The following is a 17,263-nucleotide window of genomic DNA, read 5'->3' as shown; positions in this document are numbered from 1 at the left end:
CTTAGAGCTCACCTTTAAAGGCAGAATTGAGAATTGATGCTTTGAGTTGGCACAAAGTCGCAATTTCTGCTGTTACTTCAGCTTCCAAATCACGGCTTTTACTTACTAATTGCCCAACTTTATCAACAATATTATTCTGCATGTTTTTACTTGGAACAGGGATAAGGTATTTTTCCAGCGCTTTCTTGTTTACCCCTGACTGTCCAGCAGCCCGTTGAGAAATACCAATAACATAGTTTTGTATTGACGGTGACTGAAGGAACCAGAATAGGTAGTCCTTTGTCAAAAAAGCTTCGTTAGGTACTGCTTTCATCAAGGCAACGTTATAAGCACCATCAAGCCCTCTCAGTATCTGAAACACTGGCGGCCCATAGCGACCAATCATCACATCATCTTTCGTACAAAATTTCTTCGTTGATGCACTATCTACATAGACAATATAATTGTCGCTTTTATAATCACGAATCTGAATTAGCCGAACATAGCCTTCTTTCTGAACATCAGAAAACTGTGATTTTGGCGGCTGAGATCCACCGATAAAATCAACCACCTCCGTAAGTGGCACAGAGTCGCAATCTGACAGTTTAAAAAACTCATCCAATACGCTGTCAAACAGTTGTTTGGATAAAGCTAGCTTGCTATACAAAAGCTCGATGGATGTATCGATGCGAGAGAGCAGAGCGTCAAGCTTTTCGACAATGCGTTTCTGTTCTTCGATACTCGGAATCGGGATTCGAGCCTTTTTAAGGTTTCCATCAGTAATAGCGGGATATGAAGCACCACCGACATAGGGTTCAATTTGCGCTTGCACAAAATCTGTTGTGACATAATAAAATAAATAAGAAGGTAAAACCTTTTCATTCGCTCTGAGAACACAGAATCCTGTCGATGCTACTGGTGAGCTATATTCATCCCGAACCAACGCTATATTTTTCAAGTTGGGTCGTGTTGTGGCAAATATCACGTCATTTAGCTGTATATGCTTTTTCGCTCGTGATGGAGCATCTTTTCCTAAGATTTCTTTTGGGGCTGTAATCGTAAACCGATCACGATCCACTGAGGATATGTCAATATACGTCCATAGCTGATTCGCACTTTTTAATGGGTTCAAGTTTTCCGTTTTAACAACAACATCTGCTAATTGTTGCCACTCCCACCCATCTGGCAACTGATATAAAACCTGCTCCATTGTTATCTCTCCGCCAAAAGGTCTGCAATTTCATCCAAGAGGCTAGATACCAACTTTTCTTTGATTCGGATCTGTTTGAGAACATCACTTGGTGATAAATGTTCGGCATCTTTTTGCTTGGTCGGGTTTTTTGCCGATAGATCATAGTCTTCAGCCAGCTTACTGGCAGAGATAGTCCACGAACGTTCGGTCGTTTCACGGCTGTTATACAGCTCAACAAACTCTTTTAGGTGTTCGTCGGTAATTGGTTTATTTTTAGTGAGCTTTTGCTCAGGCTCACATTCGTAGTACCACACATCACTGGTGCCGCCACTGCGCTCAAAAAACAGTACGTTGGTTTTAACGCCCGAATATGGCAAAAATACCCCAGAGGGTAGGCTTAAAATGGTATGCAGGTTAAAATTTTCCAGCAGTTCCTGTTTGACTTGTTTAAACGCACTGTTGGTTTGGAACAGCACGCCTTCTGGCACTACGATGGCTGCCTTGCCGCCACTTTTTAAGGTTTTCATAAAGTGCTGCAAAAATAGCAATTCAGTCGCATTACTCTGGATAGGAAAGTTTTGCTGAATTTGTGACTTCTCTTTTCCACCAAATGGTGGATTGGCCAGAATAATGTCGTAACGATCTTTTTCCTGAATATCACGGATATTCTGGGTTAAGGTATTACCCCGGAATAGATTAGGTGATTCGATGCCATGCAAAATCATGTTCATCATACCCATCACGTAAGCCAGTGAGGTTTTTTCAAAGCCAAAGAAGGTATCGCGCTGGATAAAGTCCCATTGCTCGGTAGAAAGCGCACTTTTTTTGGCTTTTAAGTGGTCAAAGGCTTCAACTAAAAATCCGCACGAGCCCGCGGCTGCATCGTAAATGGTTTGCCCAGCTTGTGGATCAATGACCTTGATCATAGCGCGTACAACTGGGCGCGGCGTGTAAAATTCACCCGCATAACCACCGGCATCGCCCATATTTTGCAATAAGCCTTCATAGACTAACGAGAGCTCAAACATTTCATCACTGGACTGGAAATTAAGCGTGTCGATAATATCCAGCACTTCACGCAAGGTATGGCCAGAAGCAACTTTGTTGTCTAAATACTGGAAGATAGCACCAATTTTATAGGCGAAGGATTTTGAGTCTGAACCAGAAACAGTCGAATTGGCAAAACCTTTTAAGTAAGGAAATAACTCATTATTAACGTAATCGGTTAAGTCATCACCCGTGCGAACTTTATTGATGTCTAGCTTGCCATCAGCATTTTTCGGGCATGCCCAATTTGACCAACGGTGCTCTTCGTCCAATACCGGTTGATAATATTTACCTGACAGTACTGCTTCATCTTCTTTTTCAGACTCGTAATCGTCCAAAAACTTTAAAAACAGCACCCAAGATGTTTGCTCGGTATAGTGCATGGCACCACTGATGCCATCATCGCGGCGCAGTATGTCGGTAATTCTGTCAATTTTTTGTTGTAATGACATGACTTATAGTTTTCCGATAATAAAATTGTACATATTGGTAATGTCCCCGCTGATTTCTTCTGGCGGAATCAGGTCGATATAGGCTTGGAGTTTGTTAATGTCGAGTCCTATACCCTCGGTATTGATCAGAGGATCAATAACATTTTTGGCATTCAATCGACGGATATCGTCGTTATCACCTGGATTATTTGGCTGTAAATGATTTCGCTGTGCAATATCAGGGTTGTTGATTGCAGCGAGCACGTTGTAATGCGACAGTGCTGTATGCGAAAGCAAGTAATTTTTTATTTCGCGGCGTTTCCACGCAAGTAAATAGGGTGTTACCCTCATACCTTGAGGCCAGTGAATAGTATTCAGCAAGTCACGGTACACTTGCCCGTTCACTTGAACGCCATTGGCAGCATTCCAGTCCAATGCTGCCTCATCCCGATCACAAATCATAAAAATGTGGGTTGTAATCAAAGGGGATTCGATTTTACTAAGGCCGTGTAGCCAATCAATCTTGCCTTTGCCAAAGGTTTCGTTGGCAGTAGCGTAGCTGGATGACTTTTTCATGGCATGCACAGTGGCTAGTCGGTTTACGTCTAACCCCGCACGTGATGCGAGTTTAGTAAAGATAATCCAGTCGTTATAGTCATCTAGTAAGGCAATGTTTGGCAACTTGCCACACACTTCAAATTCAACGGATTTGGCACGAGAAAGTACACTGAGTCGGCTGATCAGTTGCTTGATTTTGTTGTCTTCATTGATGCGTCCACGTTCCACGACTTTCAGGTGCTCGATGCGGTTTTCTTTTGCTGAAATGGAGTCCAATAAATGTGTAGTGGTAATAGCATTGCCTTGTATGCCGTGTAGCAACGACCATAGCTTTTCTACATTTTTGTAATGCAAGTGTGAGTCTGCTTCATCAAACAGAAATAGTGTATTCGGCGCATCAAATAGGTCTATCAACGCGTATAAAAAGAGCAACTGGTATTCACCATCGCTTAACTTGTCAAGCTCTATTCCATCTTTAAAAACGAGCTTGTAGCCTTGTTTATCAATGAAGTAATCATTGTCAGCTGCTTGGGTAAAAAAACTCACTTCAGGATCAAAAGCCGTATTTTGAGCCTGAGCATTTGCCTCACCGGCTTCTATACCTTCTTCACCTGCTTGTGCTTGTCTTGCATAATCGAACGAGACATCGATGAGTCGGCTTGCAGGTATTTCAATAATTCGCTTACGCAGTGGTTGCTCAAACTCATAGTCTCTAGAGTGAAAAGTGCTAATAAAGCTGTCTAACGAACGGAAATATGGCGTATTTCGTAGTGTATCAACTTCGCCATTTTCTTCACGCCTCAGGGCGTCCTGAACTCGTTTGACGTAGTTTTTATCAATTTTGAATGCGCATTTTAAGCAAGTAGATTGGTCATCACCTCCAAGCGCCGATTCAGTAACATAGCCTCGTTCGCGCAAAAATGAACGAACTTTGCCACTACGCTTGGTCGCCGTTGCAAGGAAAATGAGTAATTTAGACCAAGGCTTGTCAAAGTACAGGCATTCCAACCCCAACCCTCTACCCGCTTGACGTTCGCGTTTTAAGTAAATACCAAACTTTTCAGAGTAGTTCTCATTCTGCCCTGAAGAAAAGCACACCACATTTAGGTGGTGATGTGCGCGCTTGTTTAACCGTTCTTCAAATACTGACTGCAAGATGCTGGATTTACCGCTGCCATTTTCACCAATTAAAGTAGCAACCTTATTGATGTTTAAGGTTTGTGGCTGGTCGTGCAGCGGGTTAGGTGCGAGTGTTAATTCCATTTCAATTCACATGATAAAGCTGTTGTTGTAATTTTTTAAAAGCCGCCAGTAAATAGGCCGGCTTTCCACCGAATGCTGTTGAAGCGTCTTTCACTGTGCCCAACCCTGATAGCTCGATGAGAGCAGGTAAGCGTTCGCGTGATAACTCCGTGCTGCCGGTTTGCTCATAACGATTGAGTACAAAGTGCAAAAACTGCTGTGCCTTTTCTTGCTGATATTGTTTAAAGAAAGAGCTGTTAGTACGAACTTGCTCAGCGCGAGCTTTACGGGTTGCCATGGGCTGTTCAAAGGCTAAAAAAGCCAGCAGATCGAAGATATCACACTCTTCTGCTTCAAACATGCGTCGCAGTATGGCGAGTTGCTCTTTATCAAAGCCTGCTTGAACGAGTTTGCCGAGCAAGATTTCGCGCTCGTCGGGGTCTGACCATATCTGCCGCAATTCCTCAATCGATTTAAACAACCCTGGCAATTGGGTGATCAAGCGCTCAACAAATTCTTGCACCGTTAGAGGTTTGCCGTTTTCATCGATATAACGGGTTTCTACATCAATGACTTTCAGTTCACGGTGTTTGCCTAGCTTTACTTTCAATCGAGGTTTTGACTCGCACGGTTCAGGCTCTGGGCCATCTGTTCCTCCGGGTGGCTCTGGTGTGTAAGGTGGTGTTGTTGGCTCACCAATGCCACCTGGCTCTGGTACTTCAGGCTCTCCATCCCAATCTTTGTCATAAAATTTATTGGTTGCACCACGAAAATCAACAATCGTGAAATAGTCTTTGCCATCAAAAACACGGGTGCCGCGACCGATGATTTGTTTAAACTCCACCATTGAGCCGATGGTTCTGTCCAGCACTACGTTACGCACGTTGCGGGCATCTACTCCAGTGGTTAGCATTTGCGATGAGGTAATGATGGTAGGGATGTCTTTGTCGTTATCCTGAAACTTTTCCAGAAGATCGCGGCCAACTTTGCCTTCATCACTGGTTACACGCACACAGTAATGTGGGTCTTTCAGCTTTTTGTGTTTGTTGATCATGTCACGCATGGTAAGTGCATGATTTTGGTTTTCGCAAAAGACGATAGTCTTTTCTAGTGGATTGATATTGTCCAAAATAGCTTTTGCGACCAGTTCGGTACGTTCATCTACGACGATTTTTTTGTCGTAATCTGCAACCTGATAGACATCTTGCCCTGACTCACCTTCGATCACTTGGTCATCTTTGGTTAGCACCAGCTCATCTAAGTTGGTGCGTACGCGTTTGACACGATATGGCGTTAAGAAACCATCGTTGATGCCATCTTTTAATGAGTATTCAAAAGCGGGGGAGCCAAAGTAGTCGTAGGTATCCACGTTAGCTTCACGTTTTGGTGTAGCTGTTAGGCCGACATGTACCGCACTGCCAAAATGATCAAGTATGACTCGCCAAGAACCTGTCTCATTGGCACTGCCACGGTGACACTCGTCAATCATTACAAGGTCAAAAAAATCACTTGGATACGCTTTGTAATAGCCTTCAATATTCTCTCGCTCAGCAATGGCTTGGTAGATAGCAAAAAAGATATGCGCATTGGTTGGCACGACTCCGCCACGCTTGCGTACCTCCTCACCATTTATTTTGATGAGATCTTTTTCGTATGGGTTGAAAGTGTTAATGGCTTGATCGGCCAAAATATTGCGATCCGCTAAAAACAAAATTCTAGGCCTACGTGTACCCGGAGATTCTTTGTTCCAACGTGACTGGAACAATTTATGGACGATTTGAAAGGCAATAAACGTTTTACCTGTACCGGTCGCCAGCGTTAACAGCACTCGTGGCTTACCTTTACCAATAGCATCTGTGGCGGCATGGACCGCTAATTCTTGGTAATAACGCGGCTGCATTGCGCCTTCTAAATGAAAGGGCACATTACGAAGTTGCTGGCCTAGATCCGAATTAACACCCGCGTAGCGGTTTTCAAGCTCTTGTGGTGTTGGATAAAACTCGATGTAGTCGCCTTTGCCAGTTTCTAAGTCGAACTCATAGGTTTGTTTGCCATTGCTTGAATAGACAAAGCGAACGAGTAGCTTCTTGGCATAGTCGATGGCTTGTTGAAGGCCTTTGGTTGGGTGCTCAGATTTTTTTTTTGCTTCAACAACTGCAAGGTAACGATTGTCTTTGTGGAGCAGATAATCGACAAAACAACGGCGACCACGGGCTCCAGCGGCAAGCTTGCGACCATCGGTAAAGTAGTGCTCCCGAATGATGTTGCCTGGATGCCAATGTGCGGCTTTTAATGCTGGATCGATGTAGTTTGCTCTGGTATCTGCTTCTGACGACATATCGTCACTCCTTTATGCTTTTTAGCTTTGGCTATCGCTTGGCACTTTTTCCAATATGTCGTTCAATGGGCAGTTAAACAAATCGCATAATTTATCTAATGCCTCTAAATCCACCTTGAGCGCGGTTTCTTTGTACAGTAGCGTGATAGTGGTACGGCTTATGCCGGTTTCTCGCATCACGTCGCTAATGCGCATTTTTCGTTCGCCCATTAAACGGGCAAGGTGGCAGCGGATCATGCTCTCTCCACGGTCGTATACATCACATTTGCGTTTTATTGCATTGGAAAATTCAAAGCCAACGTATTGATTGGTGTTTGATTTTTAATCGTTAATGCTACGAGTAATCACTGTTGCCAACAGTATCACGATTAGGGTTTTTATCAACTTATTTGAGTTGAAGCGTAATTTTTTAGAGTGGTGAGGACAGATTATCAGTCTGAGGAAGCTAGGTTGCCGTGATCATGACAAAACGGTACGGTAGCATGGCTTGAAATTTATGCTCTATGCTACTGATATTTTTTGAGACCGCAGTAGTCAGATGCCATCCCCCCATAAGGACCTTGGTGCATAATTCCTAAGCAGAGCGGACTTTCTCCAAGCACCGGTTGTGCTCAGATGCTCTGCTGCCGAGCTGAGGACCGTCACCACTTCGTTTCGCGGCGCCCCCTCTCCCACTATGCCGCATTCTGATTGTGAGGCCACGCTAGAAGCCGTTTGAACCAACCACTTGGCAAACCGTCATGACTAGTTATGGTCGCACTTCCTGGCCCGCTCAACCGCTTCTCGCCGGTTGATAACAAAACCCCTCTACTGATGACAAAAGCCCATCGCCAATGATGGATCTTGCGAAAAACTGCCTACCAACCAATTCGTCACGCCGTGTCGCGGCCTGTTTGGATAATCCGCGACACGGTTATTTCCCTTCTGTGATGGTATGCACGAACACGACAAGATTGCTCAGCGCCTCGGTATGCTCCTCACCCGCCTGTACAGCGGTGAGAAGCTGCACCTGAGTGATCTGGCCACCGAGTACAACGTCACCGTGCGCACCCTGCAGAGGGATTTCAATCAACGCCTCAGTTATCTACCGATAGAGCATCGCAGCCAGCAATACTGGCTGGATCCTGGGTTTCTCAATCACAAGAGCGATGGAAAGCTGCGAAAGCTGGCCGAGCAGTTGGGTATCACCGACCTGTTCCCCCGCGCCAGTGAACATCGTCTGGGTCAGCTGCTGGACAGAGGCAATCCAAGCCTCTTCGCCATCAAGGGGTTCGATGGTCAATCAGCCGACTCACTCATTCACCAGATACCGGTATTAGAGCAGGCACTGACCCACCATCTGCAATGCTGGCTCATCACCAAAGACCAGCGCAAGCAACTGTTTAACCCCTATCAGCTCGTCAATTACAAGGGCACCTGGCACTTGGTCGGCGTCAGAGAGGGGCGGTTGCAAGCCTATCCGCTGAGCTCCATCGCACTGGTTGAGCTATCGCAACAGACCTTTACCCGCGATGCGCTCATTGCGCGACAAATCGATACCGACCCGACGCTCTGGCACTCCGGCATGATTGAGGTGCTGCTCAAGGCCAATGCCTCCATCGCCATCAACTTTCAGCATCGCCCGTTGCTGCCCGAGCAGGAGATTGTCAAAACCCTGGATGATGGTTCGCTGTTATTGAGCAGTCGTGTGCTCGATGCCAATCAAATTCTGCCCGTCATCAAATCCTGGATGCCGGGGCTCACCGTGATCTCGCCCGGTTTTATCCATGAGCAGATCGTCCGTGATTTACGCCATTTATTGGCCCTGATGAGTCAGGCTCCGCCCTGACCCATTTGTGACAAAGATCCCAGTTTATACATCTGGCGACAGCGCCTGACATGCCGCGACACCACCTGTCGCCGCTGTTTCACATTGTCGTCAACCATCCCGCAGTCGATATCCAAGGAGTAATGCATGAACACCATTAGCCTGCAAAAAGTGACCGACAACACTCTTTGCTCCACCAGTCCCTATGAGCAACTCTTCGATCATGTCGCCGCCCATTTGCAAGCTCAGGGCGGCACGTTAAAAACCATCGAGCGCACCCAAGGCAGGATCGAAGCCGCATGGAAATATGGCTTTAACCCTTTCGGGTTGCGCATCACCGTGAATTTCGCCTCCCAAGGTGATGAGACCATCCAGCTCACCCTCAATGGCTCGTTTGTCGATGCCATCGATACCTTCGGTGCCGCAAAGAAGAAAGCCCGAGCCATAACGGATGAGCTGTTGAAGCCTATCGATATCGCGGCATGGCCGATTAAAGAGGGGGCGGTATCCTCCCAGCAACCCTCTGCCACGACCACTCCCCCACAGGCACCGCTAAACGGCGCAAACGCCGTTGCGCACCGTGGCAAGCGCAAGGGGCTCACCGCTGTGCTCGCATTCTTGGGCGGCGGCATTGGTCTGCATAAGTTCTACACCGGGAACTGGGGCTGGGGGCTTATCTACTTAGCGCTCTGCACCACCGGCCTTCCCCTGGTCTTGTCCGTGATCGAGTTCATCCGTGTGTTGTGCCTGACACAGGAGGAGTTTGACCGTCGCTATAACTACCGCCCCATATCCGCGTTTTCATGGGTGTGGTGAGGAGCGCCTTGTATGAACATAAAAACTGCAGTCGGTTTACTGATGCTCTGCTCGACAGGGGCTCAGGCTGGCTTGCTCAGCCTGCTGGATGTGGCAACCCTCAAGGAAAGCGAGCTGGAGATGTGCCCGAACATCTCCGTCGAGAAGATGGTCAACAGCTTCTTCGAAGATCCCGAGTGGACTGGCGGGAAAGCGGCAGATGGTCGGAAGTTAGTGAATGTCAGCGGCACCATCACCTATGCCAGTCAGCCCGCACGGGCCATGGTGCAGGTCTGGATGCAAGACGATGGTTTTTCTGTGGAGGCGCTGGAGATTAACGGACGACCCCAGCCAGAGGGAATGCTGGATCTTCTGCTGGAGAAAATGTGCCAGAGCGCCAGAGGTGCTGACCATGCCGTGGATCCACAGCAGCAAGCCGTGGTGCTGCCGTTCACGGGAACCCGGTACTTCAACTTCGGGGGTGAAGGTGGGACTCAACAATCCATCACTATCGCCCCCAATGGACGCGTCACATTGAGATCCCATGGTGCGACCTCTGTCTCTGTCGATTATCAGGGCATGTATGAAAATCCCCTGCTGACCCCGGCGGGTAACTACCGCGTCCATGCCGACAAGATATATGTCACCGACGAAGGCGGAGACTTCCCCGATCCATCAGAGTGCGAGGTCATCGTGTGCGAGACAGAACTGTCTGCACCTTGATGTGCTGAGGCCGAAACACTGCGAAAATCGGACGGTACTCATAGCCTGGAATGTGGCACGGACGGCATAAACTGGGGGTCCTGTCAGTGATCCGGCACCATAGAGCAGAAAACGCAGAGGTCAGGGCCGGTCGGCACTGGCCTCTTTTTCACACAGCTTAGCTAAAACTGAGCAATCCTGACTAATGGCCGAGTCGCATCCCCTGATCCAGCTTCAATCGTCCATATGAAAAACCATCATCCTGCACAACACGCGTGAAATGCGCATTGCCGATTGTTCGTAACCATCTGATTTATTGACGAAGAAGTAATAGGTGTAACAGCGCCATTGGGGGTACACATAGTGTACTGGTCCAAGGCAGGAGCTGGAGAAGTGATGACCTGAGGGGAGGGATGATTTAGGAAGCAACGACATGGCAACCCACCGTAGTTGCTTGCTCTTCAATGCTATACCAGCACTTGAAGCGAGTTAAGGATCATGGATAATCAGGAAAAATACTATTAGAAGCTGTTATTCTCACCTTAGGATTTTTTATGCAGCACAAATGTCTAATTGATGATAACGACCCAGATATCGCATACGTTCTTGAAAATCACCCTGATTATTCCCCTGATCTCGTATTTGACGTCACTGGCGATAAAGTTACGTTAAAGAAGCAGTCCATAAAAATTTACGATGCAAGTAAAACTTCTCGCCTAGAGCAATACTACAACTTAGAGTTACTTAGTAAATATCTGCACTACCTTCATGCCGAAAGTGTTAAAAAGTCTAATGTACAGGGGGAAACCCCAAAAACCTTAATTTCTTTTTGCTTAAGCCTTTTTGGGGAAACTGACGTAAGAGAAAGTTTAACTGGAGAAACTAAACGCTTGTATGTAGCACTATTAGATGAGTTTGAAAAGTGCGACCAAATCTATAAATCAACAATGGATGCCTATTATTATCCTGAGGACAATGAACTCACTGAATACGCAACAAACCTTTCCACCCTGCTGATATCATTCTTAGATAGAGTAGACATCCCCTCGTATATTAAAGTTAATAGAATGAAAATAAAAGCGCACTTCGCCCGAGGTCTGTTTATTGAGCATGCGATTCGTGTGCTAGCTAAGATAGATGTAAACACTTCCACAGCCTACGCAATTGATAAAGCAGGGTTTATAGGAACTGTTTTTAGCATCGCAGCTTTCCAAGTTCTGGCAAAAATCGTCGACGAAGGGGAACAAGAAGACCACAGGTCTTGGATTAAATCTCCTGATGCATATGCAATTTTAAACATGAAGAACGCGCGATTCCAAGGAACAACAATAACTAACAGTGCAGTACGGAAGCTCACAAGAAACCTATACATCAAGTTAGTCATATATTATTTAGAAAGAAATTGGGATCACGTCTCCGCACTATACAGTACGCCAGGGAAGCCCTTTACATACACTATAAACAACCTATTGCTTATTTTGATAAGTATTTGTGATGATGTTTTTACTTGTAATAGTAAGACTCCAATCGACCCCTCTACTGGGCCGAAACTAGACAGTCTTACAACCCGGCATGAAAAAAGAGTGATGCTACGCACCCTTAATACGATTATCGGAAAATATGGACCACTCCTGCCTGAGCCCACAAATAATGAGAATGCCATTTAACAAAATGGCATTTCCTGAATGCATGTGATGTCAATGATGTAACCACCCCAGATGACCTAGCATCCTCCTTTTTCTGAAGGAGGATCTATGTCCATTACTAATCTGAAACTGACAAAACGAGCACTTGAGACCTTACCACCGCCAGCCAATGGCAAGCAGCAGGTATATCGTGATGCTGACGTAAGGCAGCTATACGTGTATCGGTACGCTCTATCTACGTCTTTCGTCTTCGACACAACCCATCGTTACAAACGGGTCTTCGAGACCATTGGCACCTATCCGCAGCTCTCCATACAAGAGGCCAGGGACGAGGTGCATGCGAGGCTCCATAAACTTGCCCGCAATACGTATCCCCTGGGACAAAACAAAACCCTCCAAGAGATCTTTGAAACCGCCTATCTCGACGATATGCAGTTGCATAAGCGCAATACGCAGTCAGAGCTGTCCAAGGTCAGAAAACACATCCTGCCGGAGTTTGGAAGCTGTCGTCTAAAAACACTGGATCGCCAAACCATTTTGGCCTTCCAAAGGCGACTTGCTGAACACCTCAAGCCTGCCACTGTGAACAAGATCTTGTCTGCCCTGTCAAGGATGCTGACCTTGGCCGTGGAGCACGGATACCTCTCTGTCTCACCGATGAATGGGTTACGGCAACTCAAGGAAAATAATGAACGCAAGCGGATCCTGAGCCTTGATGAACGGTCACGTTTTATCGATGCATGTTATGCCCAAAACTCGGAAGCAAGTCGGTCGCTATTACTGTCTCTCTATACAGGGATGCGAATTGGGGAGGTGTGCTCCATAGAACAAGCCCACTTGCGCCTCGATGAGGCTTACCTGATCCTGCCTACGACCAAGAATGGATTACCTCACCAAGTGGCCCTGACGTCTCATGCCATCAGGCTCATCGAAACACAGCAACTACTGGTCAACAAACAGAGGTTCCTTTTCCCCTCCTCCCAATCCTCTTCGGGGTACATGAGCTACCCACGGCATGCCTTTCAGCGGATTTGTGCTGCAGCAGGGATCAGTGACCTTTGCATTCATGATCTCCGCCGAACCTTTGCCACGGAACTGATGCTACAGACGGGTGACATTGCCATGGTTGCACAGGCCCTGAACCACTCATCACTACAGATGGCGATGCGATATCAGCAACGCACCACAACCCACTTACTCCCTCATATCAATGCCGCTCAACAGCAATGGCTCTCTGAAGACATACCACTGCCCACAGCGTGTTGCAGTTGAGTTGCGCGGAATATCACCAAGACCCATTCGCAGCCAAAATGCACAAAATTCCGCAATGCATGTGTTGTCAATGCTTTGGGGGGCCAACTTCTGAATACTGCAATCCAGTCGAACGAACGGCACAAACGAGAGGTTGCGATGGGCGATGTACATATGTTGACACGAAGCGAACTAGCTATGCGGTGGCGCGTCAGTAAAAGCACCATCGATAAGCAGATGATCATCGCCCCTGAGAAGCTCCCCCCGTTTGTAACCATCGGTCGGCAAACCCGGTTCCCACTAAGTGAAGTGGAGAAGTGGGAACGTAAACAACTGCAAAACCTAAATTAACAACCCTAACTACAGGAGGCTCTCATGAGCACAAATAACACCCAACATGCTGCTGTCTACCAAATCGTAGGTGCATTCATCAAAGTAAACGGTCGCTTCACGCACCTCGACACGATAAGCCGCGTTGTTCAAATTCAACTAAATGACCCAGAACAGCCACATGCGCTGATGGCATGGTCCGACAGTAGTCTTTTCCCGGCCATTATGCACAAAAGTCGTGACCCTGAAGAGATAGCAGAACGCTTCAAACAGGTGTCCAGCCTTGTGCTCAAGCAAAAGAAGCACAAATTCATCCACGTCGACAAGCTGTTGTTTGCTAAAGATATTATTGCCAACATTTCGTCTGTTGTTGATGAAGAGCGCGTATTGCTCAGCATCACTCCGCAGATAGTGGATGCCAAAGCGACCTGGATCACCTACGACACGGAAGAAGAGCTCGATGAGGCCCTAGCAAAGATCGAACAGCAGTTAGCTAACTAACTGACCCCATTCAACCAAGGGCCTCTAAAGAGGCCCTTTTTTATGGAAAAACAACCATGAGTATTCACAACCAACCGCCACTACAGAGCGGAACTGCAGTTGCTATAGATTGTCCCATCAACGACAGCCTCTTTGCATTCCCAGAACCGGACGCAATGACCGTCAACGAGGATTATGCACAGCCTGACATCGGTTACGAGCAATTAGAATTGGCTCGTTCTATACAGCTTGCGCTTGATCCCAGCACCTACATCCTGGACTCAAGAAACGCCGTAGATCCCATAATGCGCGGGCAGAGTGCGTCCGCCGAAGAAGATCTGTTGCTGAAAAAAGCATTGACCCGATTGCGAGCGGGGGAAACGGTCACCCTAGCAAAGGGGGAACCCATCCACATCGGTATTGATAGCGAATATGTCTACGACCCCAAGACCAAGCGCAATGTCATCCTGTCATATCAATTCCACGTGATAACTGAGTTAGGGTCCCACTCGGGAATCATCTATCCCAAATCCGGGAAAGTGAGTGATCGGTTAGAGTTTGACCCGTTCATAGCCCGCATCGTCATCATGTGTAAAGAAAAAGGGATCATCACGAAATGGCCCAAAAAGATCTATGTCTATGCCCATTTCCTTCGCGCTGACCTGGCGTCCTTTAGTGATTTCTTCCGCAAGAAAACGAAGGTCAGCGGTATCCGCAAGACCGTGACGACAATGACAGAAACCTACGGTGTAGATATCAAAGCATTGCTGGCACGCAGGGCTCAACCTGAGCCGATGATCTTGAAAGATTCACAACGCAAGAAACACATGACTCTGATTGCCTTTGTCGACACGATGCTACATACCCCCGGTGGAACAGGGTTGGCAACGGTAGGCGAGATGATCGGAATCCCCAAACTCTCCATCCCAGATGGGTATTCCATTGAACGCATGGATGAACTCTTGGCCGGGGACAAATCGGCCTTTGAAGCCTATGCGCTTCGAGATGCAGAGATTGCGGTTAAGTACGGGCTACGCTTGCATGAATTCATTAAACAGCACGGCCTCACTCGACTACCAGCGTCCCTTGGGAGTCTGAGCTGCAGTATGTTTCTAAAGTTCCTCCGAGATCAGGAATATGACCAGCACCAATTGCTCGGAACAGAAGTGGTTGAACGCTCACGGTGGAATGATAAAGAAAGTCGACTAACCTCCCAAAAGCTGCGTCAAATGATGTCGCTTGCTAGGACTTTTGAGCCATTAGCTATCGATTGTTACCACGGTGGCCGTAATGAGAGCTATTGGAATGGGCCGACGCCGGTTTCCAGCTTCTATGATTTTGACTTGAGTGGTGCCTACACCACAGCCCTCGTTGATCTGTTCCCACTAGATTATGGAAATGCTCGACTAACTAGTAACCCAGAAGATTTTCGAGGTCATGTCCTCGGGCTAGCGCGTGTCAGATTCTCCTTTCCCACTGGATTACGCTTCCCCTGCTTACCGGTCTTTGATGAGAAATATGGTTTGCTCTACCCCCTCAGTGGTGAGTCAAACTGCACTGCACCTGAAATCGAGGTTGCTCTCAACATGGGATGCCAAATCGATATCATTCAGGGGATCATTATCCCTTGGTGTGACGTGGAAGTTAGTCCGTTTGAATCTTTCGTGTCCTTTGTCCGAAAGATGCGTAAATCCTACACAAAGAAATCATGTGACGAGCTGTTGTGGAAAGAGATAGGCAATTCTGTCTATGGCAAGCTAGCACAAGGGTTACAAGGTAAAACCGCCTTCGATACAACAACCGGGTTGAGCAAGAAAATTGACCGTTCTGCCATTACTAATGCGTATTTTGCCGCTCATACAACGGGCATAGTCCGTGCGGTGTTGAGCGAGATCCTGGCCGCAATCCCGGCTAATAAAACCGTCATTAGCGCGACCACCGACGGGCTCCTTACAGATGCGACGTATGAAGAATTAGATCTGAGTGGACCGCTATGCCGTCGATTTCAGGCGCTTGGTGAACGGCTTGATGGCGACAGTTTTCGGATGCTAGAGCTCAAACACGGGGCTAACCAGCTGATTGCCATGAAAACACGTGGGCAACTGACGGCTATCCCTATGGAGGGTCAGCCGGATATCTTGGCTAAGGCCGGAGTCAAGCCTCCCTGCTCCAAAGATCAGCACCAAAACTACATGTTAGACCTCTATTTGAACCGTACACCTGGTCAAAAAGTAGATAGTGAACAGTTAGTCAGCATTTCAGAGATGTGGATCAATGAGTGTGATCTTGTCTCGATGACCAAGACCAAGACACTGAATCTTGAATTTGACTTCAAACGGAAACCTATGCAGCCATCCATGCAGAGCGTGTTAGGCAGTGAGCATATCTGCTTTGAGACGCAACCTTGGCCGACAGCCCAAGCCGCTATTGAAGAGCGCATTATCTTCGACAGCTGGCGCAAGAATCACTGTCTCAAAACACTCGAGGACTGGGGGAACTGGGAAGATTACTTAACCTGCAAGGGCTCGATGAAAAGCAACGTGATGCGTATGACGGATGAGGGTTCGCTTGGCATCCTCAAGCGGGTTTTCCTGCGTGCTTATACCCAGTCCGCCTTCGGTATGACGAAAACAATGGGCTACAGCGAGCTGGCCGAATGGCTGACGGTCAATGGCTGCCCAACCAGCGTGGATGACTGCAAGTCCGCCAAACGCGCCAAGCTGGTCGGGCAGTGTGTGCCGGTGACGACGCGCACCGTCCGCCTGATGCGGGTGATCCTGCAAGAGTGTCCAGGGATAGATCTGGGGGCGCTGTTCAAGCCCGAGGACATGCCTCAACTTCAAGGCCGGTTGAGCAACTCCAAGACCGAGATGGCGCAAATCGCGCTGGATGCGCCGAGCACGTGTGAGATAACAGACTGATTGATATAGCAATATCTGGTTGGTGTAATAAGGCGATTGGGGAAACAACTATTATGTTGCTTCCCCTTCTCTTTTTACTGGCAATGTGATGATGACGATGCGCGCCAGAACACGAATCACCAGAGCCGTTTTATACGACCAGTAGCCGGTCAGTATGACCCGTGGGCATGAATGGCAGCAACGCAAGGTAAAATAGCGGGATGGGTGATTAAAATCGCTTCTCGTGGAAATATCCTGCCGTCTGAGTACAACTGCCCCCCCGGCTTACCACAGGGTGAGAGCACACTAACCTAAAAAAAAATGAGCAGACAAAACAACATCAATCGGTATAAACGTTGCTGACTCCGCGGAGTAAAATCGAGTGCTATCTACTCTTGGCTTGTGTGTTCAATGAGCAACAATCGAGCTTATTACTTGATTTAACAAAGTGTGCTCCCTCCAGGGCTTGCCACGGCACAGTTACGCCGCCACTGCACCAGGTATCATAGACAGCAGTAATAGATGGCTGAGCACTAAATACTACTGCGCCTACAAGCAGCTCAAT

At 47.5% G+C, this 17,263-nt stretch carries 12 protein-coding genes; 7 read left to right on the top strand and 5 right to left on the bottom strand.

What is annotated here, in order from left to right; genetic code table 11:
* Window position 1 precedes the first annotated feature (1 nt).
* From PG879_RS04935 to PG879_RS04915, 5 genes are read right to left on the bottom strand one after another with little or no spacing between them, the layout of a single operon-like run.
* Window positions 2-1,189, bottom strand: a complete 1,188-nt coding sequence (locus tag PG879_RS04935) for a restriction endonuclease subunit S (RefSeq protein ID WP_270829861.1) — start codon at window positions 1,187-1,189, stop codon at window positions 2-4.
* A 2-nt stretch (window positions 1,190-1,191) separates the two neighbouring features.
* A complete protein-coding gene (locus tag PG879_RS04930) occupies window positions 1,192-2,670 on the bottom strand; it encodes a class I SAM-dependent DNA methyltransferase (RefSeq protein ID WP_270829860.1) in 1,479 nt (492 codons plus the stop codon).
* A gap of 3 nt (window positions 2,671-2,673) precedes the next feature.
* Complete coding sequence (locus PG879_RS04925; protein ID WP_270829858.1) at window positions 2,674-4,470, bottom strand: AAA family ATPase; 1,797 nt, start codon at window positions 4,468-4,470, stop codon at window positions 2,674-2,676.
* Between the two features lies 1 nt (window position 4,471).
* A complete protein-coding gene (hsdR, locus tag PG879_RS04920; RefSeq protein ID WP_270829856.1) occupies window positions 4,472-6,787 on the bottom strand; it encodes an EcoAI/FtnUII family type I restriction enzme subunit R in 2,316 nt (771 codons plus the stop codon).
* A gap of 21 nt (window positions 6,788-6,808) precedes the next feature.
* Window positions 6,809-7,024, bottom strand: a complete 216-nt coding sequence (locus tag PG879_RS04915; RefSeq protein ID WP_270820984.1) for a helix-turn-helix domain-containing protein — start codon at window positions 7,022-7,024, stop codon at window positions 6,809-6,811.
* A 697-nt stretch (window positions 7,025-7,721) separates the two neighbouring features.
* Between PG879_RS04915 and PG879_RS04910 the strand changes: the two genes are divergently transcribed.
* The 7 genes from PG879_RS04910 (at window position 7,722) to PG879_RS04880 (ending at window position 16,719) form a co-directional block, all read left to right on the top strand.
* Window positions 7,722-8,615: a helix-turn-helix transcriptional regulator gene (locus PG879_RS04910; RefSeq protein ID WP_270829855.1), complete on the top strand. Its 894-nt coding sequence runs from the start codon at window positions 7,722-7,724 to the stop codon at window positions 8,613-8,615.
* 126 nt (window positions 8,616-8,741) lie between these two features.
* Entirely contained in the window at window positions 8,742-9,410 is a 669-nt protein-coding gene (locus PG879_RS04905; protein WP_270829853.1) for a TM2 domain-containing protein, read from the top strand.
* Window positions 9,411-9,422: 12 nt separating this feature from the next.
* The gene (locus PG879_RS04900) at window positions 9,423-10,112 is read left to right on the top strand and encodes a hypothetical protein (RefSeq protein WP_270829852.1); all 690 of its coding nucleotides are present in this window, start codon (window positions 9,423-9,425) and stop codon (window positions 10,110-10,112) included.
* 533 nt (window positions 10,113-10,645) lie between these two features.
* Window positions 10,646-11,758, top strand: a complete 1,113-nt coding sequence (locus PG879_RS04895) for a hypothetical protein (protein ID WP_270829850.1) — start codon at window positions 10,646-10,648, stop codon at window positions 11,756-11,758.
* Between the two features lie 87 nt (window positions 11,759-11,845).
* Entirely contained in the window at window positions 11,846-13,009 is a 1,164-nt protein-coding gene (locus PG879_RS04890) for a site-specific integrase (protein ID WP_215269477.1), read from the top strand.
* A gap of 354 nt (window positions 13,010-13,363) precedes the next feature.
* A complete protein-coding gene (locus tag PG879_RS04885) occupies window positions 13,364-13,819 on the top strand; it encodes a hypothetical protein (RefSeq protein ID WP_270829849.1) in 456 nt (151 codons plus the stop codon).
* A gap of 56 nt (window positions 13,820-13,875) precedes the next feature.
* On the top strand, window positions 13,876-16,719 hold the full coding sequence (locus PG879_RS04880; protein ID WP_270829848.1) for a hypothetical protein: 2,844 nt from the start codon (window positions 13,876-13,878) through the stop codon (window positions 16,717-16,719).
* Window positions 16,720-17,263: the final 544 nt, after the last annotated feature.

The sequence above is a fragment of the Aeromonas sp. QDB63 genome (genome assembly GCF_027707425.1).
GTDB lineage: Bacteria > Pseudomonadota > Gammaproteobacteria > Enterobacterales > Aeromonadaceae > Aeromonas > Aeromonas caviae.
The sequence above is the reverse complement of the archived record's forward strand: the minus strand, read 5'-3'. Positions and strand labels throughout refer to the sequence as shown.